The organism is Pseudomonas sp. TE4620, assembly GCF_056279045.1.
The window spans coordinates 2806991-2827532 of the sequence record NZ_JBWBQO010000001.1 but is presented as its reverse complement, the minus strand read 5'-3'; the positions used below and the strand labels follow the sequence as shown (position 1 = coordinate 2827532).

Genomic DNA, 20542 nt, shown 5'->3' with positions numbered 1-20542 from the left:
GGCTCAGCGGTCGCCGAGCCCGCTTCGGGCAACTAACTCCCGGTCTTGACCTTGCTCCACACCCGGGTGCGGATGCGTTCGTACTTGAGTGGCAGCGGCTCCAGGGCGAACAGGGTGTCGAGCACCGCCTGGGGTGGGTATACCGACGGGTTGTCGCGGATTTTTGCGTCTACCAGCGGCGCGGCATCCTTGTTGGCGTTGGGGTAGCCGAGGTAGTTGGTCGAGGCAGCGATTACCTCGGGGCGCAGCATGTAGTCGATGAAGGCCAGGCCTTGCTGCGGGTTGGGCGCGTCCTTGAGCAGGACCATGCTTTCGAGCCAGAACGGTGCGCCTTCGTGCGGAATGCTGTAGCGGATGTCGCGGCCATTGTTGGCGTTGTTGGCGGCTAGCTTGGCATCGAACACCCCGCCAGACCAGCCGAGCACCACGCACACGTTGCCGTTGGCCAGGTCGGAGATGAACCGCGAGGAGTCGAAGTAGGCGATGTGCGGGCGCACCTTGAGCAGCAGCGCCTCGGCCTTGCGGTAGTCCTCGGGGTTCTTGCTGTTGTAGGGCAGGCCCAGGTAGTGCAGGGCGATGGGGATGATCTCGCCGGGTGCATCGAGCATGGCCACGCCGCAGTCGGCCAGCTTGGCGATGTTTTCTTCCTTGAAGATCAGGTCCCAGGAGTTGAGCGGTGCATCCTTGCCCAGGCGCGCCTTGACCTTGTCGACGTCATAGCCCAGGCCCGTGGTGCCCCATAAGTAGGGGGCGGCGAAGCGGTTGCCGGGGTCGTTGCCCTGCAGTTTGGCGAGGATCTGCGGGTCCAGGTGCGCCAGGTTGGGCAACTGGCTGCGGTCGAGCTCGGCCAGCACCCCGGCCTTGATCAGGTTGGGCAGCAGGTCGGCGCTGGCGAACACCACGTCATAGCCGCTGCGCCCGGCCATCAGCTTGCTCTGCATGACATCGCTGTTGTCGAACACGTCGTACACCGGGGCGATCCCCGAGGCCTGCTGGAACTCCTTGGTGGTGTTCGGCGCGATGTAGTCATACCAGTTATAGATGTGCACGCTGGGCGCGGCGGCCTGGGCGGCGGCCAGGTTTAGCAGCGCGGCCAGGGCCAGGGGCAGGCGACAGATCGACTTCATGAAGGGCACTCCGGATTCTTGTTATAGGGGTAGCGCTCAGGGGATCAGCAGTTCGCGGCGGCCATCGGCGTGTTCAAGGCGCTGGCCAGGCAGGTGCAGGCGCCGGTCGGCCAGGTAGTCGTAGTCGCGGCGAGCCAGTTCGAGTTGCCCAAGGTCCAGTTCGATGAGCTGCCGGCAGGGCTCGCGCCCGGCCTCGAACAGCAGGCGCCCGTGCGGGTCGACCACGGCGCTGCCACCGGCGAACACCAGGTTGTCATCGCCTGCACCGACGCGGTTGACCATCAGCGCGAAGGCCTGGTTTTCCTGGGCGCGGGCCATGATCGCGGTGCGGTGCACCGGGCCGTAGGGGTCCATGTTGCCGTTGCTGACCACGATCAGCTCGGCGCCCAGTTGCGCCAGGGCGCGGCTGCTTTCCGGCAGCTCGATGTCGTAGCAGATCAGCAGGCCGATACGCAGGCCTTTGAAGGTGGTGGTGGCGTAGCGATCACCGGGGGTGAACAGGCCGCGCTCCGAGGGCCACAGGTGGGTTTTGCGATAGCGCAGGGCGATGCCTTCGGGGGTCAGCAGCAGCGAGGTGTTGTAGAAGCGGCCATCGGCCTTTTCGGCCAGGCCGATCACCACCGCCACGTCACGTTCACGTAGCGCCTGCAACACCGCCTGGACGCTGGGGCCGTCCACCGTTTCGGCAACCTTTGGCAGCTGTTCGGCGCTGGCAAAACCCATCAGTTGGGTTTCCGGGAACACCAGCAGGTCGGTGTCGGCCGCACAACTGGCGATCGCTTCAAGGGTGCGTTGCAGGTTGTAGGCAGTATCGCCGTCGCGGCCGGCGAGTTGTATCAGTTCGATCTTCATCGGGGTTCCTTGCGGGGGGCTGGAACCGAGTATGCGGCGCGACGGCGTGGGCGTTAATTACGTTGATGGAGTAACCCTGAATGGGTAATGGCGCTCAGATCTCGCGTTCGACAAAGGCAAAGTCATCGGCGATCAGCTGCTGCAGGTACTGATCGAAACTGTCGGCGATCACTTCATAGCTGTCCGGGTCGTGCAGGTAGCGCACCACCTGGCCGACAGTGCCACCGGCGGCGGGGTTGAAGTCGATGTACAGCTTCGAGCTGCCGCCGTTGTTCATGCAATGGGAGAAACACAGGCGCTGGTTCATGGCCAGGTCGCTGTCGATGCCCGCGCCGACGGTTTCCGGGTATTCCTCCAGGTACTCGCCGTACATGCCGCGAATGCTGTCGGTGTAGCTCCGGGCGTCTTCGAGGATCTGCTCGCTGGCGCTGAGGTAATAGGGGTATTCGAACACGTCCGAACCGAGCACCAGGACGATGACCGTGCCGCCCGGGTAATCACGAAAATGAGTGCCGTCGATCTGCCCGAGCAATCGCAGCAGGCTGTCGGGGCACAGCGGGTAGTGGGCGCTGAGTTTTTGCAGGTCTGCGGCCGAAGCGCCGTGGGCGAGGTTCAATTGTTCAAGCTCTTCGCTTGGCAGCGCCTGGCGCAGGCCGCTGAGGTAGGTTTCGACGAGAGACATGGGGCGGTTCCTTCCTGAAAGCGCAGAGGTGTGTGGCAGGCTGACTGAAATTCACCGGGATTGCCAGTGCTATGGGCGCGGCGGTGCGACGACTCGACTTGGCCCGTGATCAGCCTGACGCCGCGCTTCCACCGGCGTCCTACATTCGCATAGAATGATAGAAATTCTCATTTACTTTTTCGAGTCATCATGAGCGATTCCAACCCCGCCCTGCGCCAGCAGGTCAGCCACCTGTACCAGGCTCATCACCGCTGGCTGACCGGCTGGCTGCGCCCGCGAGTGGCGTGCCATGACCTGGCCGCCGACCTGATGCAGGACGTGTTTGTCCGCGTGCTCAGCGCCGACGATGCCGTCGACCGCCTGCGCGCCGTACGCGAACCGCGGGGCTACCTGGCGACCATCGCCCGGCGCTTGATGATCGACCATTTTCGCCGTGCGCGGCTCGAACGCGCCTGGCTGCAGGCGCTGGCCGAGCAGCCTGAAGCCCTGGATATTTCCGCTGAAGCGCGGGCGATCCTGCTGGAAACCCTGTGCGAGCTGGATGCCATGCTCGCCGGCCTCGGCGCCCGGGTGCGCAAGGCTTTTCTGCTCTCGCAACTGGACGGCATGACCTACAAGGCCATCGCCGAAACCCTCGGCATCTCGGTGGTCACGGTCAATCGTGACATCGCCAAGGCCCTGCACCATTGCACGCTGTATAGCCTGCAACACGAGGCTGACTGATGGCCGCCCTCGATTCGCGCCAGCTCGCTGCCCTTGAGCAGGCCGCCGCCTGGCGTGCGCGCCTCAATGATGAAAGCGCCGGCAGCGCTGAACACGCCGCCTGGCACGCTTGGCTGCAGGCCGACGAGCAGCACCGCTGGGCCTGGCAGCAGGTCGAGCGGGTGCAGCAACGCCTGCAGCAAATGCCCACGCGCCTGGCCGGGCGCACCCTGGAACTGGCCGGCCAGCAACCGGCGCTGGGCCGTCGCGATGTGCTCAAGGGGCTGGTGCTGGCGGCGGGAGCCGGTGCTGTGGGGTGGGGCGGTTACCAGCAGGCGCGCCAGGGCCCCTGGTTCGCTGATTATCACACCCGCACCGGCGAACGCCTGAACCTGACCCTGGACGACGGCAGCCAGGTGCAGCTCAACACCGCCAGCGCCCTGGATGTGCGCTTCGACCTTCAACAGCGCCTGCTGGTGCTGCGCGATGGCGAGGTGCTGATCACCACCGCCAAGGACCCGGCCAACCGGCCCTTCCTGGTGCAAACCCGCCACGGCACCGTGCAGGCATTGGGCACACGCTTTTCGCTGCTGGCCGGCGAAAACACCACACGCCTGGCAGTGTTCGAAAGCCGCGTACAGGTGCTGGCGGGCGAGCAGGGCGGCGGTGCGCTGCTGGAGGCGGGCGAGCAATGCCGCTTCGCCAACCCGGCACTGGTGCTCAGTTCGCCACTGGAGGGCAACCTGGATGCCTGGAGCAAGGGCCTGCTGATCGCCAACGAGCAGTACCTGGGGGCCTTTATCGCTGACCTGGCGCGCTACCGCCGCGGCTGGTTGCGTTGCGCGCCGCAAGTGGTGGGGCTGCGCATCAGCGGCACCTTCAGGCTCGACGACCAGGCACAGATCTTCCGCGCCCTTGAAAGCACGTTGCCGGTGCGGGTCAGCCAGCGCACGCCGTATTGGGTGACGGTAGAGGCACGCAAATAAAAGTATTTTTCATGCAAATGATATTAATTCGTCTTGTCGTTCGACTTATGGAAGGCAGGCCCACTGCCTGAATGCCAACCAGAAGAGAACGCATCGAATGAGAACCCGCCCGATTCACCACGCCCTGCGCTGTTGCGCGCTGTTGTTGCCCTTGAGCATGGCCCAGGCCGAATCGGCCGCGCGCAGCTACGACCTGGCCCAGGACGATCTTGGCCAGGTGCTGACCCGTTTTGCCGCCCAGGCCGGCGTGGTGCTGTCATTTGACCCGGCGCTGACCCGGGGCCAGCGTAGCGAAGGCCTGCGCGGCCAGTACGGGGTCGAGGAGGGCCTGCGCGCCTTGCTCGCCAGCAAGGGCCTGGCGCTGATCAAGGAAGCCGACGGGCGCTACAGCCTGGTGCGCGAAGTGAACGAGGCGGGTGCGATCAACCTCAGCGCCACCGAGGTCACCAGCAACCAGCTGGGGACCATCACCGAAGAAAGCCGCTCCTACACCCCCGGCACCATTGCCACCGCCACACGCCTGGTATTGACCCCGCGCGAGACGCCGCAGTCGATCACCGTGGTGACCCGCCAGCACATGGATGACTTCGGCCTCAACAACATCGACGATGTGATGCGCCACACCCCGGGCATCACCGTCTCGGCCTATGACACCGAGCGCAACAGCTACTACGCCCGCGGCTTTGCCATCAGCAACTTCCAGTACGACGGCATTCCCTCGACTTCGCGCAACGTCGGTTACTCGGCTGGCAACAGCCTCAGCGACATGGCCATCTACGACCGCGTCGAAGTGCTCAAGGGCGCCACCGGCTTGCTCACCGGCGCAGGCTCGCTGGGCGCGACCATCAACCTGGTGCGCAAGAAACCCACCGCCGAGTTCAAGGGCCATTTTGATCTGGGCGCCGGCAGCTGGGACAACTACCGCAGCGAACTGGACGTCAGCGGCCCGTTGACCGACAGCGCCAACGTGCGTGGCCGGGCGGTGGCGGCCTATCAGGACAAGCACTCGTTCCTCGACCACTACCAGCGCAAGACCAGCGTCTACTACGGCATCCTCGAGTTCGACCTCGACCCCGACACCCTGCTGACCGTCGGCGCCGACTACCAGGACAACAACCCCAAAGGCTCCAGCTGGTCGGGCACCGTGCCGCTATACGATGGCAATGGCGACACCAACAATGTCTCGCACCACTTCAACAACGCAGCGAAATGGAGCAGCTGGGAGCAGTACACCCGCACCGTGTTCGCCAGCCTTGAGCATCACCTGGACAACGGCTGGGTGGCCAAGGCCCAGTTCGATCACAAGATCAACGGCTACCACGCGCCGCTCGGCTCGATCCAGGGCTACCAGCCACGCAAGGACGGCACCGCCGGCATCTATGCGCAGAAGTACACCGGCGAAACCGTGAGCGACTCCCTCGACCTGTACCTGAGCGGGCCGTTCCAGCTGTTCGGTCGCGAGCATGAACTGGTGATCGGCAACTCCTATACCGCCTCGCGCTGGAAGGGCAACGACTACCGCGACGTTACCCATGCCAATAACAACATCCTCGACTTTCCCAACTGGGACGGCGACATCGGCGAACCTGACTGGGGCCCGGTGTCGGCGCGCACCGACGACAAGGTTCGCCAGAACGGCACTTACCTCACCGCGCGCCTGCACCCGATCGACGACCTGACCCTGCTGCTCGGCGGGCGCCTGGTCAACTACAGCTACGACGGCATCGACGCCGACAACAAGGAAAACGACCGCCTGATCCCTTACGTAGGCGCGGTCTATGACCTCAACGACACCTATTCGCTGTACGCCAGCTACACCGACATCTTCATGCCTCAGGACAGCTGGTTCCGCGACCGCACCGACCGCCTGCTGGACCCGGACGAAGGGCAGAACTACGAGGTGGGGATCAAGGGCGAGTTCCTCGATGGCCGGGTCAACGCCAGCCTTGCCTATTTCGAGATCCACCAGAGCAACCGCACCGTCGAGGACAACCAGTACAACGGCGACCCGACCAACCCGGCGGTGGGCTTCGCCTGGATGGGCGTCAAAGCCAAGACCAAGGGCTTCGAAGCTGAAGTCTCGGGTGAGCTGGCGCCGGGCTGGCAATTGCAGGGCGGTTACACCCACAAAGTGATTCGCGATGACGAGGGCCAGAAGGTGTCGACCTGGGAGCCGGAAGACCAGGTCAGCTTCTACACCAGCTACAAACTCAAGGGCGCGCTTGATCGCTTGACGGTCGGCGGCGGCGCGCGCTGGCAGGGCAAGGGCTGGCAGGTACTGCGCAACCGCCCCAAGGGCATCGACGAGGAGTTCGCCCAGGACCCGTTCTGGCTGGTGGACCTGATGGCCCGCTACCAGTTCACCGAGCGTTTTTCGGCCACGGTAAATGCCAATAACCTGTTCGATAAACGTTATTACACCAACATCGGTTTTTATAACTCGATGTCGTACGGTGACCCGCGCAATTTGATGCTGACCACGCGCTGGGATTTCTGATCGGTTAAATAAAAAACGCCCCCTTGATCTATAAAAAAGGGGGCGTTCTGTTATTCCGGCTTATATATGCTTATCGAGCGTCAGGCCCGGCTTCTACGGGCGGCTTCAGGATCAGGTAGGCTTTTAGCGCAAGGGCTGCAAAGCAGAAGGCCATGCCGGCAATGAATTGAAATGTAGTCATAAACTGCCCTCCAAAACAATTAACTGACGATTATAACATCTATAAATAATATAACTAGGCGTGGCGTTCGTGTTGCAACAACCAGCGCTTGCGTTCAATACCGCCGCCATAACCTGTCAGTGCGCCATTGCTGCCCACCAGCCGATGGCAGGGAATGGCCAGGCTCACCGGGTTCAGCGCATTGGCCAAGCCCACTGCCCGTGCAGCTGCCGGGTTACCCAGCTGTGCAGCAATCTGCCCGTAGGTGCGGGTAGTGCCTGGCGGAATTTCCCGTAACGCCGCCCACACCCGTTGCTGGAACGGCGTGCCGCCGGCATCAACTGCCAGCGCATCAAACGCCTGCAACTGGCCTGAGCAATAAGCCTGCACAGCATCGGCAAGCGCCGTCAGCCCAGCGGTTTCGCGTAATTGCACAGCGGCGCCAAAACGGGTGCGCAGCAACCGCAGCAGGCGTTTTTCTGGCTCATCGAATTCCAGCGCCAACAGCCGTTGGTCATCGCCGATGATCAGCACCTGGCCAATCGGCTCCGGCACGTGCAGGCGGCGCAGCAGCAGTTCGCTCATGGGCAGTCCTCGTTTCAGCCGTGTTCGATCAGCATCACCGCCAGGGTGTCGGCGGCCAGGGCCTCGAACACGTGCGGGGCGTCGGCCGAATAGCTCATGTAGTCACCGGCCTCCAGGGTCACCGCTTGCTCGAGCGGGCCGACCCGGGCGCGGCCGCTGCAGAGGATCACGTGCTCAAGGGTACCCGGTGGATGCGGTTTTGACCGCCGCGGTTCACCCGGCTGCACCCGCAGCCGGTAGATATCGCGCTGCGCCCCGGCCGGGCAGGCGGCGAGCAGGGTGGCGGCGTAATGGGCCTGCTCGCTATGGCTGGCGGCGCCTTCAGCGGCGCGAATCACCTGCACGTGCTGGCGCGGCTGGCCCATCAGCCGGCTGACCGGCACCTGCAACGCAGTGGCCAGGGCCCAGAGGGTTTCCAGGCTGGGGTTGCCGACCCCGGACTCCAGTTGCGACAGGGTCGACTTGGCCAGGCCCGCGCGCTTGCCCAGCTCGGTCACCGACAGGCCCAGGCGCTCGCGCTCGCGGCGGATGGCGCTGGCCAGCAGCAGGATGGGGGAATGGGCTTCGATCATGTGTTCTCTATACCGGTCATTTGTTCGTCTTGACGAACGCTACTCATCTGTTCAGCATAGCGGACCTTTGTTCGATATGACAGGAGTCGATTCAGCATGCACCTGAAAACACGTGGCACCCTGGAGATGACCGCGGCCATGGTGATCTCCGGCACGGTGGGCTGGTTCGTGCTGGCCGCAGACCAGCCGGCGGCGGCTGTGGTGTTCTGGCGTTGCCTGTTTGGCGCGCTGGCGTTGCTGCTGGCCTGTGCCGGCCTGGGCTTGCTCCGGCGCAGGGTGATTAGCGGCCGCCAGGCGCTGGCGGCGGTGTTGGGCGGGGTCGCGCTGGTGCTGAACTGGGTGTTGCTGTTCAGTGCCTATACCCATGCTTCGATTGCCGTTACCACCGTGGTTTATCACACCCAGCCGTTCATGCTGGTGGGTTTGGGCATGCTGCTGTTCGCCGAGAAGATGACCGTCAACAAGGTCGGCTGGTTGCTGGCGGCGTTCGCCGGGATGCTGCTGATCGTCATGGCCGGATCGAGCGTTGACAGCGTTGCCGGAGACTACCGCCTGGGCGTGCTGATGGCCCTGGGCGCGGCGTTTTTCTATGCCGTCGCTGCCGCTATCACCAAGCGTTTGCAGGGGGTGGCGCCGCACCTGATCGTGTTGATCCAGATGCTGGTCGGGGTGCTGCTGTTGGCGCCGTTTGCGCAGCTGCCGGGGTTGGCCCTGGCGCCCGCTACCTGGGCACTTCTGGCCACGATCGGCATCGTCCACACCGGCTTGATGTCGACCCTGCTGTACAGCGCCATCCAGAAAATCCCCACCAGCCTGGTCGGCGCCTTGTCGTTCATCTATCCGGTGGTGGCGATCCTGGTCGACTGGCTGGCCCTGGGGCATCCGCTGAGTGCGCTGCAACTGGCCGGTTCCGGCTTGATATTGCTGGCGGCGGCGGGGATGACCTTTGGCTGGATGCTGCGGATCACGACCGCTAAGTAGCGCTCTTGTGGGAGCCGCCCTTGCCGGCGATGGGCTACGCAGTAGCCCCGCAATCAGCCATCAGAACCAGCGGTCATTCTTTTTGCGCCCACGGCTCAAGGCCGGCAAGATCAAGCCCGCGAGCAAACCGGCACCGGCGATGCCGCCGCCGTACACCATGTAGCGCATCAACACCTGTTTGTTCTCGTCACCCAGGCGCGCCTGGGTGCTGCGCAGTTCCGACTGGGTGTCGCTCAGCTCGGCATTGAGCGCCTTGCTGCGTGCTTGCAGCTCGTCGATCAGCGCCTTGCGCGAGTCGAGGGTCTCTTGCATGCCTTGCACGCGGGTCTTCCAGCTGTCGTCGATGGTCTTGAGCTGTTCGCTGAGCTGGGTCACCTGCTCGGTCAGTTGCGGCAGGCGCTCGGCCTGGCCGGGCACGGCCTGCAGGTCGCTGCTGGTGATCCACACGGTGTCGCCGGATTCGCCGCGCACCTGGCTGTAGTTGCCCTGGGTGGTCAGTAGTGTGACCTTTTGCCCGGACTTGAGGTTGCCGACAATGCGGTGGCCGTCGGTAGGGCCGCTACGCACGTAGGTGCTCAAGCTATCGCTGACCCAGCGCTCGCTGCTGGGCGCTGCCTCTTCGGCATGCAGCGGGTTGGCCAAAACCAGCAGGGCGCCTATCAGGCTGCCGGTCAGCAGGCGGCGCGCGCCCGGGTTGCAGGAGGAAAACAGCGCGGGCGCCGCAGAAACGGGACGAGAGATAGGCATGATGGTCTTCGCGTGAAATAAACAATAAAAGCCCGATGACTGGGCCGGTGAACAGTCGGCGTGCGCGCAGGCCGCCTGCTGAAAGACCATATTTCTGCGGGCAGGTTCACTGAAGGGGTAGGAAAATAGCAGCAAATGTTGCGGGCACAGGCTGTGCCCGCAAGCGGGGGCGGGGCTTGAATCAGCTCACGACGCGGTAGCAGGGCACGTATTCGGCACCGCCCGGCAGTTTCATCCGGTGCTGGTCGACGAACGCCTGCAGCAGGTGGCCGAGGGGTTCGAGCACGGCGCTGTCACCTTTGATTTCGTACGGGCCTTTCTCTTCGATCAGGCGGATGCCCTTGTCCTTGACGTTGCCGGCGACAATCCCGGAAAACGCCCGGCGCAGGTTGGCGGCCAGTTCGTGAGGCGGTAGCGCGCGGCTGAGCTTGAGCCCGGCCATGTTCTCGTGGGTCGGGTCGAAGGGGCGCTGGAAGCCTTCTTCAATCTTCAGCAGCCAGTTGAAGTGGAAGGCGTCGTTGCGCTCGCGGCGAAACTGCTTGACCTCCTTGAGCCCGTCGACCATCTGCCGGGCCACTTCGGCCGGGTCGTCGATGATGATCTGGTAGTGCGCCTGGGCCTCGTCGCCGAGGGTCGCGCGCACGAAGGCATGCAGTTGCTGCAGGTACGGCGCGGCGCTCTTGGGCCCGGTGAGGATGACCGGGAACGGCAGGCCGCGGTTGTCCGGGTGCATGAGAATGCCGAGCAGGTACAGGAACTCTTCGGCGGTACCGGCGCCGCCAGGGAAGATGATGATGCCGTGGCCGACGCGGACGAAGGCTTCAAGACGCTTTTCGATGTCCGGCAGGATCACCAGTTCGTTGACGATCGGGTTCGGCGCTTCGGCGGCGATGATGCCAGGCTCGGTCAGGCCCAGGTAACGGCTGCCGCTCATGCGCTGCTTGGCGTGGGCGATGGTCGCGCCCTTCATCGGGCCTTTCATCACGCCTGGGCCGCAGCCGGTGCAGACGTCCAGCTTGCGCAGGCCGAGCTCGTGGCCGACCTTCTTGGTGTACTGGTATTCCTCAGTGCTGATCGAGTGACCGCCCCAGCACACGACCATTTTCGGCTCCACGCCAGGGCGCAGGGTGCGGGCGTTGCGCAGCAGGTGGAAGACGTAGTCGGTGATGCCCTGGGAGCTTTCCAGGTCGATGCGCTGGCTGGCCAGTTCGCTTTCGGTGTAGACGATGTCGCGCAGGGCGCTGAAGAGCATTTCACGGGTGCTGGCGATCATTTCGCCGTCGACGAAGGCATCGGCCGGGGCGTTCAGCAGTTCCAGGCGCACGCCGCGGTCCTGCTGGTGAATGCGTACCTCGAAGTCCTTGTAGGCTTCGAGGATGGTCTTGGCGTTGTCGACGTGCGCGCCGGTGTTGAGGATTGCCAGCGCGCACTGGCGGAACAGGGTGTACAGGCTGCCGGAACCGGCTTCACTCAGTTGCTGTACTTCACGTTGAGACAGTGTTTCCAGGCTGCCTTTTGGGCTGACAGATGCATTGATAACTTCACGTTGGGGCATTCTGGGTTTCCTGTGAGCGGGTAAACGTCCATCTTCAGAACACCACCATACCGACAAATTGTCGCAGCAACGAGTGCCTTTCGCTGTCAGGCCTTCCAGCCGACCGCCTGCAGGGCCTCAAGCAAACGCTCGGGGCGCAGCGCCAGGACCTTGCTGCCATGGGCCTCGAGGTCGGTGGCAGCCAGCAGGGCATTGACGATGGCTTCCTCGACGGCGTCCGCCGCTGCGCTGAACAACGCCGAGATATGGTCGTTGTTGACCATCTCAACTGTGCTGGTCGGCGCGCCGGGGTGGCCGAAGTTGGCTGCCGGCAGGCTGTTGCCGGTAGAGAAGGCGATGAAGATGTCGCCACTGGAGTCCTCGGTGCCGCCGCCGACCCGGGCCAGGCCGACGCTGGCCCGTTGCGCCAGGCGCGTGCATTGGTGCGGCAGCAGCGGGGCGTCGGTGGCCAGGGTGATGACAATCGAGCCCATGCCCGGCTCGCCGACATTGCGCGGCGCGCTGAACGGCGAATGCACCTCGCCCAGCACCTGGCCGACCGGGTAGCCGGCCACCCGCAGGGCGCCGCGTACGCCATAGTTGGCCTGCACCAGGACGCCGACGGTCCAGCCGCCGGCCGCGCGGTCCAGGACCCGCGACGAGGTACCGATACCGCCCTTGAACTCGTGGCAGATCATCCCGGTACCGCCGCCGACGCACCCTTCGGCCACCGGCCCCGATTGCGCCGCGGCCAGTGCGGCGTGGACATGCTCGGCCGTTACGTGCTGGCCCCAGATGTCGTTGAGCACGCCGTCGTAGGTTTCCAGTACCGTCGGCATGCACCAGTAGGTGCGGGCCTTGGCCATCTCGCGCTCGGCCGCCACCAGCGCATCGCGGACCACGCCGACGCTGTGGGTGTTGGTGTAGGCAATCGGCGTGGTCAGCAGGCCGGCTTCGCGAATCCACTCAAGGCCGGTGGCATCGCCGTTGCCGTTGAGCACGTGCACACCGGCAAAACACGGCTGCAGGCTGGCGGCCTGGGCCCGTGGTTCGATCACCGTGACGCCGGTATTGACCGCGTGGTCGCCGCTGCCGCGCTGCACGGTGTGATGGCCGACACGCACGCCCGGCACGTCGGTAATGGCGTTGAACGCGCCAGGGGTGCCGACGCCGATACGAATGCCCAGATCACGTACACGCATTGATTCACAGCTCCTGTTGGAAGGTTCGAGGGGCGCGCAAGGGCCGTTGTTCGCAGCGCATGACAAGTGCTTGAGCAACGGCAATACTGCGTGCCGGTGTGCAGAGTCTAGGAGCCCGACCTGCCGCTGGCGATTCCCCCCAATCGTTACCCCCTAGGAGTTACCGGTGAACCTGCTATTCGAAGCCGCTGCCCATCACCATGGCCTGGCCCGGGTCATCGACCAGTTGGGCAAGCCGGGGTTCTGGCATCAGCTGATCGTGCTGCTCGATCAACTGCTGCCGTGCGACACCGCCCTGGCCTTGCTGGTGGAGCGCGAGGGCGCGCCGCAGGTGCTGGAGGAATTCGACCGCGGCTTTCGCGATGCGCCGGCGGCAGCGCCCCTGTACCTGGGCGGTCTGTACCTGCTCGACCCGTTCATCCAGGCCATGCGCGACGGCCTTGCCGATGGCGTGTACCGCATGGAAGAGGTCGCCCCGGACGAGTTTCGCAAGAGCGACTACTTCAACAACTACTTTCGTGCCCTGGTCGGCGAGGACGAGCTGCAACTGATCCTCAACCTCGATGCGGGCAAGGTCCTGGCCATCTCGTTGGGCGCCAACCAGCGTTACAACACCGCGGCCATAGGCCAGCTGAGCCTGCTGGCGCCGTGGCTGCTGGCCTTGATGCGCCAGCACTGGCACCAGCAGCATCCCCGGCAGGTTGCCGAGCATTCGACCCCGGTCGAGCGGGCGCTGGAGCATTTTGGCAGCGACACGCTGTCGGCGCGTGAGCTGGAAACCGCCCGCCTGGTGCTGCGCGGCAACTCCAGCAAGGCCATCGCCAAGCGCCTGGACATCTCCCAGGAGACGGTCAAGGTGCACCGGCGCAACCTCTACAGCAAGCTTGGGGTCTCGTCCCAATCGGAGCTGTTCAGCCTGTTTTTGCAACACCTGGGACAACATGACCATCAGGAGTGAATGATGCTACGGATACTCGGCAAGGCTTCATCGATCAACGTGCGCAAGGTGCTGTGGACCTGCGCCGAATTGCAGTTGCCGTTCGAGCGCGAGGACTGGGGCTCGGGCTTTCGCTCGACCGAGGATGAGGCGTTCCTGGCGCTGAACCCCAACGCCATGGTGCCGGTGATCGTCGACGGCGATTTTGTCTTGTGGGAGTCCAACAGCATCATCCGCTACCTCGCCGCCCAGTATGGCGGCCAGGCGTTGTACCCGGCCGAACCGAAGGCGCGGGCGCGGGTTGATCAATGGCTGGATTGGCAGGCCACCGACCTCAACGGTTCGTGGAGCTACGCCTTTGTCTCGTTGGTGCGCAAGGCACCGACCCACCAGGACCCGCAAGCGCTGGCGGCGGGTTGCCGCAACTGGGCGAAGCACATGACCATCCTCGAACGTCAGCTGGAACGTACCGGGGCCTATGTCAGTGGCCAGGACTTTGCCCTGGCGGACATCGCCATCGGCCTGTCGGTCAACCGCTGGCTGCAGACCCCCATGGAGCGCCCGGCGTTGCCGGCGGTCGAGGCTTACTATGAGCGCCTGAACGTGCGTGAAGGCTATCGCTTGCATGGGCGCAACGGGTTGCCGTGAGGCCTACTGGCCTCATCGCGGGTCAAGAGCCGTGAGGATCTGATGCGCTACCTTCACCCGCTCGGCAATCGGGTAGTTCTTGTTCGCCAGCAACACAATGGCGATGCGTTTTGACGGCACGAACGCCACGTAGGCACCAAAACCATCGGTCGAGCCGGTCTTGTTCAAGAAGGTGTCGGCTGGCAGCGGCCGCGCCGGTTTCAGCCAGCTCACAGGTTGCGGCTCCAGCACCATCGACGGCGCATTGCCGGCCTGCAACTGCTCAAGGCTGACCGGGTAGGCATACTGCTCCCAACCCAGGCCCTGGGTCATGGCACCGACCTGGTAATAGCCGGTCTGGGTGGTGGCGATGGCCCGTTGCAGCGGTTTGCTCAGGCTGTGCGGCTGCATGTTCAGGTCCAGGTAGTGGAGCAGGTCCACGGCGGTCACTTTCAATCCATAGGCCTCGCCATCCAGCGGCCCGGGGCCGACGCGCACCGCTTGGTCCTGCTTGTTGTATCCCTGGGCATAGTTGCCCATCTGCGCGCCAGGCACTTGCAGGTAGCTGTGCTGCAGGCCCAGTTGCGGCAGCAGCTGTTGTTCCATCAACTGGGCGAACGGCGTTCCCAGGCTTTTCGCCGTGAGGTAGCCGAACAGGCCCAGGCTGGGGTTGGAATACAAGCGCTGAGTGCCCGGCGCGTAGTCGGCTTTCCAGTGGCCGTAGTAGCCGGCCAGGTCGGCTTCGCCCTTGACCGCGTCAGGGAACTGCAAGGGCAGGCCGCCCGCGCTGTAAGTCCCAAGGTTGAGCAGGGTGATGCCATCGAACGCGGTGCCTTTGAGTGCGGGCCAGTGCTTGCTGGCCGTATCGCCAAGGCTCAGCTTGCCACTGGCCTGGGCAAAGCCTGCAAGGGTGGCGGTGAAGGTTTTGCTCACCGAGCCGATCTCGAACAGGGTGTCGGCATTGACTGGCTGGCCGCTCTGTTTCGAGGCCACTCCGTAGTTAAAGTAGTGCTGCTGGCCATCGACGCTGATGGCCACGGCCATGCCGGGGATTGCCTGTTGCTGCATCAGCGGGCGCACGGCGGCGCTTACCGTTGACTCCAGCGGCGTCTGCGCAAGGCTTTGCCCGGCAACCAGGCAAAGGGTAAAGGCAGCCAGAATCCCTGGCTTGAGGTTGGTTTTTTGGTGCATGATCGGCAACCTTTCCTTAAGTGGACTGTTGTGAGCCTGGCTGCAGCAGGGAGCGCCAATTTAGGCGCTTTGCCCAGGTTGCACAAACGATGATATTTCGCAGCAGCCATTAGAAAAATTTGGGAGTCTGCATGATCCGACCACACCTGCCCCTGAATGCCCTGCGTGCCTTCGAGGCCTCGGCCCGGCATTTGAGCTTTACCCGCGCGGCCATCGAGCTGTGCGTGACCCAGGCGGCGGTCAGCCATCAGGTCAAGAGCCTCGAGGCCCAGCTCAAGGTCGCCCTGTTCAAGCGCCTGCCGCGCGGGCTGATGCTCACCCGTGAAGGCGAAACCTTGCTGCCGGTGCTGCGCGAATGCTTCGACCGCATCGCCCAGACCCTCGACTGCTTCGACGGCGGCCACTACCGCGAAGTACTCACCGTCGGCGCGGTGGGCACCTTTGCGCTCGGCTGGCTGCTGCCACGCCTGCCCGAGTTCCAGGCCCTGCACCCGTTTATCGATTTGCGCCTGTCGACCAATAACAACCGCGTCGATATCGCCGCCGAAGGCCTGGACTACGCCATCCGCTTTGGCAGCGGCGCCTGGCATGGCATCGATGCCATGCCGTTGCTGGAGGCGCCGCTGTCGGTGTTGTGCGTGCCGTCGATTGCCGTGCAGTTGCACAGCCCGGCTGACCTGCTGCAACACACCCTGCTGCGTTCCTACCGCAGCGATGAGTGGGCCGAATGGTTCCAGGCCGCTGGCCTGCCGGGCGCGGTACAGCCGTCGCGGACCATGGTCTTCGATTCGTCGCTGGGGATGATGGACGCCGCCCTGCAAGGCGCCGGTGTGGCCCTGGCGCCACCGTTGATGTTCGAACGCCTGCTGGCCAGCGATGCCATTCGCCAGCCATTTGCCCTGGGCATCAGTACCGGCAGCTACTGGCTGACGCGCCTGCAGTCCAAGGCCGAAAGCCCGGCGATGGCGGCGTTCAAAGCCTGGCTGTTGAAGGCAGCTACAGGCTGAAACGCGAAGGCCGGCAGCCTTGCAGCTCGGGCGCCAGTCGGCTGTCGATCAGCTCTTGCGCCACCAGCCGGCCGACCACGGCCGCCAGGGTCACGCCCGAGTGCATCACCGCCAGGTACAGGCCGCTGACAGTTGGCAAGGCACCGATAATGGGGATGCGATCATCCGGCATGGGTCGCAAGCCAACCTCGGTACTGATTAGCTCAAGGCCCTGGCCGCCGTGCAAACTGTTGCGGATGGTATTGCGCGCCCGCTGGGCAATGCCCTGGGGACCGTCTTCGCCGTCGGCGTCGAGGTAGTCTTCGGCGGCCAGGATCAGCTCCGGCGTCGGTTGGCGGATTTCCAGTTCGCTGCTGGCGATCAGGGTGTGTACCAGCCGCCGTTGCGCCCGCAGGCGGATCAGGATCGACGGCGACGGATGCAGTGGCAAGCTGATGCCCAAGGGCTGCAGCAAGGCCTTGCACGCGGTGCCTGCCGCTACGACCAGGCGCTCGCAACTGATCCGTCCCTCTGCGCTGACAAGCGCCGCGACGGCGCCGTCCCGGCATTCAATCGCCAGCACCTGCGTGTCGCTGAGCACCCTGGCGCCGTTGGCCTGGGCGCGTTCCAGCAGCAAGCGGGTCATCGCCAGCGGGTCGATTGAGCCTTCCTGCGGTGCAAACAGCGCCTGCTGCAGTGGCGCTTTGAACTGCGGCTCAAGCTTTCGCACGCGAGCCGGGTCGATCGGCTCGACGCCAGCGGCGGGCGAGGGCGCTGCACTGAACGACAGTGCGCCGCTCCAGTTGATCGGCGCCGCGCCCAGCTCGTCTTGCAGGCGGTGATACTCACCAATCGCCAGATTGCGCAAGGCGGCGAATTCGCCAGGCTGCGGCGCCGTGGTGTTGATCCAGCCAAAGGCTCGCGAGGTGACCCCCAGGCCCGGCTGGCCCTTGTCGATCACTGTCACCTGGGTGTGCTTGCTCAGGTGATAGGCAATCGAGGCACCGACGATACCGGCGCCGATGACCACCACGTGCGGGCGCTCGGCCTCGGCTGTCATTGGCGATTCTCCGGCCAGGTGGCGGTCGGGAAGTAGCTTTCCATGCCCGGCTCCTTGTGCTCGACGCCGTCGCGTTGCCAGTAGCAGGTCAGGCGCGCGTAGTTGTCCAGGTCGCCGTGGATCAGGCAGGTCGAACGGTGACCGGGCCAAGTGAAACGCAGCACCTTGGCCTTGGCAATGGCCGCGACCTCGACCTGGCCGATGGCGGTGCGGGTCTTGCCGTCAATGGTCGTTGCCAGCAGCAGTTGCCCGTCCACATAGCGCAGCGTGGCCCGGCCCGAATACGTGGCGCCGTTGTCCGGCGCTTTGCCGATCAGTGCATAAGGCCCGACCACGAAGCCGTACAGCGGGTCCGGATAGTCCTCGTCATCGGCTACGCAAACCGTGCCGACCAGCAACAGACTCAGCAGCAACAGCCTCATGGCAGGCACGGGGCGATCCTCTTGTACGTTCACTTCAAAGCCAACTGCCGGGTAATGGTCGGGTCGCTGATCTTGTCGTCGTCAATCAGCAGCAAGGCCTTGGAGAGGATGATCGACAGCAGCGCGTCGCCCTCGAACGGCAGGTACTGCGGGGTGTTTTTCTGCCGCGCCTTGGCGTCGGGGACGATGCACAGGTACTGATCGTTGGGCAGCATCAGGATGTTGCCCGAGCCCAGGTGGATCTTGTAGCTGCGCAGCTTGCCGGTGACCTCCAGGAAGCGCCCGTGCAGGGTCCATTTGTCTTTGAGGCGGGTCATGCGCGGCAGCAGTTTTTCCAGCAATTGCTTGCGCGTTTGCGCGGTGGCGCCCAGCTCGCCGAACGAGTGGTTGTGCCAGTAATCGCGGTAGCGGCCGTCCGGCCCGCCGTCGGCCCACAGCGGGTCGTTGGCCAGCGAGGCGACGCCGACGAACAGGTCGACATCGCGCATCACTTCGCTGAGCACCAACGGCGGCACCTGGTCCAGCGGCAAGGGCGCAGCGTCCACGGCGTTATCCCAGCGGTTCAAGGCATAACCGCCGCCACCGGCATGGGCGCTGCGCTGGGCGGCGTCGATGGGGTAGAAGCGTACCTGGTCGCTGCTCAGGCGCAGGAAGGCGCCGGCTTCGTTGGTATCGACGCCATAGTCGTCGCCCACGCCCTCGATCCAGAACTCGGCACGCAAGCCCCAGGCCGGCAGTTCGCGGCTGGCCGGCGGGTAGGTGTCATCGACCATCAGTCGCAGCTTGTTGCGCCAGCCGCGGGCGGCGGCCAGGGCGTGGAACTGGTGCTGGCGCAAAATGTGCGCGGCGAAGCGGTTGGAGTAGCTGGCGGTGTTGCGCTCGGCTTCGGTCAGCAGGTAGACCTCGCGGTGGGCCTGCTTGAATGGCTGGGTGATCTGCAGCGCTTCAATGCGCTCGCGCCAGGCCAGGACCTCCTCCAGCGGGCGGCCGATCGGGTGCCAGAGGCGCACTTGCGCCGCGCTGGAAGGGCTGATGGTTTTACCGTCCAGGGTTTGCAGGCAGCCTTCGTTGAACACCACGGCGTGCTGCTGGCCGCCGTCGCTGATCACCCAGATCAGCCGCCGCGCCAGGGTGCCGATCAGCGGGTGGTCGAGGTAACGCTCCTGCCATTGATCGTACGGCCAGTGCTTTTCCAGCAGGAACAGGCTGTCCAGGCGCTCGGCCTGGGCCGGCAGCATGGCGCCGATGTCCTTGAGCGCGCCTTGCAGCTCCTTGAGCTCGTCCTTGTAGTCGGCCTTGACCTTGGCCGGCACCGATTTTTGCGGCGTGCCGTCGGCGCGAAACCAGCTCAGGGTAGCGGCCTTGCCATCGACCTTGAGCTCGGCGACAAAGGCGCCGTCATCAAAACTTTCGCGGCGCAGGCCGACCTGTTCCAGGCCGTAGGTCGGCACGCCGAGTTCTTCGATCTGGTCACGGGGCAGTTGCAGTGCTTCGGCGGCGCTGGTGAAGGCTTTTTCGATTTCCTTCTGCGCGGTGCCGAACTTGACCCGCACCTTGAGCAAGGCCAGTTGCCCGACCGCTTCGCTGGTTGGGATCGACGACAGCGCGAACACCGCCGCGTTGCCGACCTTGGGCGCCCGTGGGCCGATGCCGCGCACCTTGCGGTAGGCGCTCAGGGCCAGGCGGGCGATGGCCCGGGTCAGTTCGCTGTCGGCCAGCGGCGCGCACATCCACAACAGGCCGCGCAGCACCGTGGCGTTGCCATCGTGCATGCGTGCGCGGTCATCGGTGCTTTCCCAGCCGACGTTGAGCAACGCGCCGCAGCGCCCGGCATCGACCCGCGCAAACCAGCGCAGCAGTGCCGCCCGCATCGGTGCTTCACCGACCTTGGCCAACAGCGCCTGGGCGTTCTTCAGCCATTTCGCCGAGGGCCGCGCCGAAGTTGCCGCAGCGGCCTGACGCAACAGCGCCAGCCAGTCTTCGCGCACCTCGGGGCTCAGTTGTTCGAGGTCTTCCAGGGCCAGTTGGGTCCAGTGTTCGCACGGCGCCAACACCTGCCAGGCGCCGCTGCCCAGCAGCGGGTCGAGCTTGGCCAGCAGTTGTTCGCCGAAGTTGCCGTAGTGGCCCAGGTCGGCGCACTGGCTGCGCAGCATGATCAGCAGGTCACGCAGGTCGGTTGGCACTGTGCTGAAGTGTTGCGCGATGACCCAGTCGGTCACCGTCAGGGTCGGCAGGGTGCCGTAATAGGCGAAGCGGTAGCTGGTGAACCACTGCATCACAGGCTCGGCCAGCTGGCCGACGTCGGCGCCGTTTTCCATCAGCCAGGTCATCAGCGCCGGCAGTACGCCGTAGTCGAAAATGTGCGAGAAGGCATGCCCGGCACTGGCGGTGCTCAGCTCACCGTTGTAGGCCACCACCCGTTCGATCAGCGCCAGCACCAGGCGCGTGCGCAGCGCCGGGTCAGGGCTCAGGGCCATCACCGCCGGCAATTTGCCCAGGGCGAAGACCATGGCGTCGGGGCGGCCGTGAATTTTTTGCAGCAGCGGCAGCAGTTCGCCGATCAGCTCATGCTCGTGGCGCAGTTCGGAGCCGGCCAGCAGCGGGTAGCCGTCCGGGCCGATGTGCTCGACCGGGCCCAGTTCGGTTTGCGCGCGGTCGTGGCGAAACGCCTGAAGTTGTTCCAGTGCCATGA

The 20542-nt window shown here is 64.7% G+C and carries 19 protein-coding genes; 7 read left to right on the top strand and 12 right to left on the bottom strand.

Annotation, left to right across the window (positions count from 1 at the left end; genetic code table 11):
* Window positions 1-32: 32 nt before the first annotated feature.
* The 3 genes from ACZ9A3_RS13005 to ACZ9A3_RS12995 form a co-directional block, all read right to left on the bottom strand.
* Window positions 33-1127: a polyamine ABC transporter substrate-binding protein gene (locus ACZ9A3_RS13005; RefSeq protein ID WP_093381504.1), complete on the bottom strand. Its 1095-nt coding sequence runs from the start codon at window positions 1125-1127 to the stop codon at window positions 33-35.
* 36 nt (window positions 1128-1163) lie between these two features.
* Window positions 1164-1979, bottom strand: a complete 816-nt coding sequence (locus tag ACZ9A3_RS13000) for a carbon-nitrogen hydrolase family protein (RefSeq protein WP_476252732.1) — start codon at window positions 1977-1979, stop codon at window positions 1164-1166.
* 94 nt (window positions 1980-2073) lie between these two features.
* Complete coding sequence (locus ACZ9A3_RS12995; RefSeq protein WP_401287038.1) at window positions 2074-2661, bottom strand: SMI1/KNR4 family protein; 588 nt, start codon at window positions 2659-2661, stop codon at window positions 2074-2076.
* Between the two features lie 189 nt (window positions 2662-2850).
* Here ACZ9A3_RS12995 and ACZ9A3_RS12990 point away from each other — a divergent pair, with 189 nt between their 5' ends.
* From ACZ9A3_RS12990 to ACZ9A3_RS12980, 3 genes are all read left to right on the top strand, one after another.
* Window positions 2851-3384 (top strand): sigma-70 family RNA polymerase sigma factor, encoded by a 534-nt coding sequence (locus ACZ9A3_RS12990; RefSeq protein WP_093381507.1) that lies wholly within the window; start codon window positions 2851-2853, stop codon window positions 3382-3384.
* The gene (locus tag ACZ9A3_RS12985; protein ID WP_476252731.1) at window positions 3384-4349 is read left to right on the top strand and encodes a FecR domain-containing protein; all 966 of its coding nucleotides are present in this window, start codon (window positions 3384-3386) and stop codon (window positions 4347-4349) included. The genes ACZ9A3_RS12990 and ACZ9A3_RS12985 overlap by 1 nt, the downstream gene beginning before the upstream one ends.
* Window positions 4350-4446: 97 nt before the next feature.
* Window positions 4447-6846: a TonB-dependent siderophore receptor gene (locus tag ACZ9A3_RS12980; RefSeq protein ID WP_476252730.1), complete on the top strand. Its 2400-nt coding sequence runs from the start codon at window positions 4447-4449 to the stop codon at window positions 6844-6846.
* A 235-nt stretch (window positions 6847-7081) separates the two neighbouring features.
* Here ACZ9A3_RS12980 and ACZ9A3_RS12975 read toward each other — a convergent pair whose 3' ends face one another.
* Window positions 7082-7591, bottom strand: coding sequence for a methylated-DNA--[protein]-cysteine S-methyltransferase (locus tag ACZ9A3_RS12975; RefSeq protein WP_093381512.1), 510 nt, complete (start codon window positions 7589-7591; stop codon window positions 7082-7084).
* 14 nt (window positions 7592-7605) lie between these two features.
* Window positions 7606-8163, bottom strand: coding sequence for a helix-turn-helix domain-containing protein (locus tag ACZ9A3_RS12970; protein ID WP_045194110.1), 558 nt, complete (start codon window positions 8161-8163; stop codon window positions 7606-7608).
* 96 nt (window positions 8164-8259) lie between these two features.
* On the opposite strand from ACZ9A3_RS12970, the gene ACZ9A3_RS12965 reads away from it, so the two are divergent.
* Window positions 8260-9144 carry a DMT family transporter gene (locus ACZ9A3_RS12965; RefSeq protein ID WP_476252729.1) on the top strand — a complete coding sequence of 295 codons (885 nt, stop codon included), beginning with the start codon at window positions 8260-8262 and terminating at the stop codon, window positions 9142-9144.
* Window positions 9145-9204: 60 nt separating this feature from the next.
* On the opposite strand, the gene ACZ9A3_RS12960 is transcribed toward ACZ9A3_RS12965, so the two are convergent.
* The 3 genes from ACZ9A3_RS12960 to ACZ9A3_RS12950 form a co-directional block, all read right to left on the bottom strand.
* Window positions 9205-9891 carry a TIGR04211 family SH3 domain-containing protein gene (locus ACZ9A3_RS12960; protein ID WP_093381520.1) on the bottom strand — a complete coding sequence of 229 codons (687 nt, stop codon included), beginning with the start codon at window positions 9889-9891 and terminating at the stop codon, window positions 9205-9207.
* A 181-nt stretch (window positions 9892-10072) separates the two neighbouring features.
* Window positions 10073-11446: a nucleotide 5'-monophosphate nucleosidase PpnN gene (gene ppnN / locus ACZ9A3_RS12955; RefSeq protein ID WP_045194108.1), complete on the bottom strand. Its 1374-nt coding sequence runs from the start codon at window positions 11444-11446 to the stop codon at window positions 10073-10075.
* An 86-nt stretch (window positions 11447-11532) separates the two neighbouring features.
* The gene (locus ACZ9A3_RS12950) at window positions 11533-12627 is read right to left on the bottom strand and encodes a DmpA family aminopeptidase (protein WP_045194107.1); all 1095 of its coding nucleotides are present in this window, start codon (window positions 12625-12627) and stop codon (window positions 11533-11535) included.
* A gap of 166 nt (window positions 12628-12793) precedes the next feature.
* Here ACZ9A3_RS12950 and ACZ9A3_RS12945 point away from each other — a divergent pair, with 166 nt between their 5' ends.
* On the top strand, window positions 12794-13585 hold the full coding sequence (locus ACZ9A3_RS12945; RefSeq protein ID WP_045194106.1) for a helix-turn-helix transcriptional regulator: 792 nt from the start codon (window positions 12794-12796) through the stop codon (window positions 13583-13585).
* Window positions 13586-13588: 3 nt separating this feature from the next.
* Window positions 13589-14212: a glutathione S-transferase family protein gene (locus tag ACZ9A3_RS12940; protein ID WP_093387487.1), complete on the top strand. Its 624-nt coding sequence runs from the start codon at window positions 13589-13591 to the stop codon at window positions 14210-14212.
* Window positions 14213-14224: 12 nt separating this feature from the next.
* On the opposite strand, the gene ampC is transcribed toward ACZ9A3_RS12940, so the two are convergent.
* Complete coding sequence (gene ampC / locus ACZ9A3_RS12935; protein WP_476252728.1) at window positions 14225-15382, bottom strand: class C beta-lactamase; 1158 nt, start codon at window positions 15380-15382, stop codon at window positions 14225-14227.
* Between the two features lie 131 nt (window positions 15383-15513).
* Between ampC and ACZ9A3_RS12930 the strand changes: the two genes are divergently transcribed.
* Entirely contained in the window at window positions 15514-16389 is an 876-nt protein-coding gene (locus ACZ9A3_RS12930) for a LysR family transcriptional regulator (protein WP_213604027.1), read from the top strand.
* Here ACZ9A3_RS12930 and ACZ9A3_RS12925 read toward each other — a convergent pair.
* From ACZ9A3_RS12925 to ACZ9A3_RS12915, 3 genes are read right to left on the bottom strand one after another with little or no spacing between them, the layout of a single operon-like run.
* Window positions 16379-17428 carry an NAD(P)/FAD-dependent oxidoreductase gene (locus tag ACZ9A3_RS12925; protein WP_093381535.1) on the bottom strand — a complete coding sequence of 350 codons (1050 nt, stop codon included), beginning with the start codon at window positions 17426-17428 and terminating at the stop codon, window positions 16379-16381. The genes ACZ9A3_RS12930 and ACZ9A3_RS12925 overlap by 11 nt on opposite strands.
* A complete protein-coding gene (locus ACZ9A3_RS12920) occupies window positions 17425-17850 on the bottom strand; it encodes a hypothetical protein (protein ID WP_093381540.1) in 426 nt (141 codons plus the stop codon). Before ACZ9A3_RS12920 ends, ACZ9A3_RS12925 begins: the two co-directional genes overlap by 4 nt.
* A 29-nt stretch (window positions 17851-17879) precedes the next feature.
* Window positions 17880-20540 carry a DUF4132 domain-containing protein gene (locus tag ACZ9A3_RS12915; RefSeq protein WP_476252727.1) on the bottom strand — a complete coding sequence of 887 codons (2661 nt, stop codon included), beginning with the start codon at window positions 20538-20540 and terminating at the stop codon, window positions 17880-17882.
* Window positions 20541-20542 lie beyond the last annotated feature (2 nt).

Bases quoted from the DNA above. Each gene is read 5' to 3' on its own strand.
- ACZ9A3_RS12960 (WP_093381520.1), bottom strand. From the start codon at position 9,891: ATGCCTATCTCTCGTCCCGTTTCTGCGGCGCCCGCGCTGTTTTCCTCC.
- ppnN (WP_045194108.1), bottom strand. From the start codon at position 11,446: ATGCCCCAACGTGAAGTTATCAATGCATCTGTCAGCCCAAAAGGCAGC.
- ACZ9A3_RS12925 (WP_093381535.1), bottom strand. From the start codon at position 17,428: ATGACAGCCGAGGCCGAGCGCCCGCACGTGGTGGTCATCGGCGCCGGT.
- ACZ9A3_RS12950 (WP_045194107.1), bottom strand. From the start codon at position 12,627: ATGCGTGTACGTGATCTGGGCATTCGTATCGGCGTCGGCACCCCTGGC.
- ACZ9A3_RS12985 (WP_476252731.1), top strand. From the start codon at position 3,384: ATGGCCGCCCTCGATTCGCGCCAGCTCGCTGCCCTTGAGCAGGCCGCC.
- ACZ9A3_RS12980 (WP_476252730.1), top strand. From the start codon at position 4,447: ATGAGAACCCGCCCGATTCACCACGCCCTGCGCTGTTGCGCGCTGTTG.
- ACZ9A3_RS12920 (WP_093381540.1), bottom strand. From the start codon at position 17,850: ATGAGGCTGTTGCTGCTGAGTCTGTTGCTGGTCGGCACGGTTTGCGTA.
- ACZ9A3_RS12975 (WP_093381512.1), bottom strand. From the start codon at position 7,591: ATGAGCGAACTGCTGCTGCGCCGCCTGCACGTGCCGGAGCCGATTGGC.
- ACZ9A3_RS13000 (WP_476252732.1), bottom strand. From the start codon at position 1,979: ATGAAGATCGAACTGATACAACTCGCCGGCCGCGACGGCGATACTGCC.
- ACZ9A3_RS12995 (WP_401287038.1), bottom strand. From the start codon at position 2,661: ATGTCTCTCGTCGAAACCTACCTCAGCGGCCTGCGCCAGGCGCTGCCA.
- ACZ9A3_RS12930 (WP_213604027.1), top strand. From the start codon at position 15,514: ATGATCCGACCACACCTGCCCCTGAATGCCCTGCGTGCCTTCGAGGCC.
- ACZ9A3_RS12965 (WP_476252729.1), top strand. From the start codon at position 8,260: ATGCACCTGAAAACACGTGGCACCCTGGAGATGACCGCGGCCATGGTG.
- ampC (WP_476252728.1), bottom strand. From the start codon at position 15,382: ATGCACCAAAAAACCAACCTCAAGCCAGGGATTCTGGCTGCCTTTACC.
- ACZ9A3_RS12990 (WP_093381507.1), top strand. From the start codon at position 2,851: ATGAGCGATTCCAACCCCGCCCTGCGCCAGCAGGTCAGCCACCTGTAC.
- ACZ9A3_RS13005 (WP_093381504.1), bottom strand. From the start codon at position 1,127: ATGAAGTCGATCTGTCGCCTGCCCCTGGCCCTGGCCGCGCTGCTAAAC.
- ACZ9A3_RS12940 (WP_093387487.1), top strand. From the start codon at position 13,589: ATGCTACGGATACTCGGCAAGGCTTCATCGATCAACGTGCGCAAGGTG.
- ACZ9A3_RS12970 (WP_045194110.1), bottom strand. From the start codon at position 8,163: ATGATCGAAGCCCATTCCCCCATCCTGCTGCTGGCCAGCGCCATCCGC.
- ACZ9A3_RS12915 (WP_476252727.1), bottom strand. From the start codon at position 20,540: ATGGCACTGGAACAACTTCAGGCGTTTCGCCACGACCGCGCGCAAACC.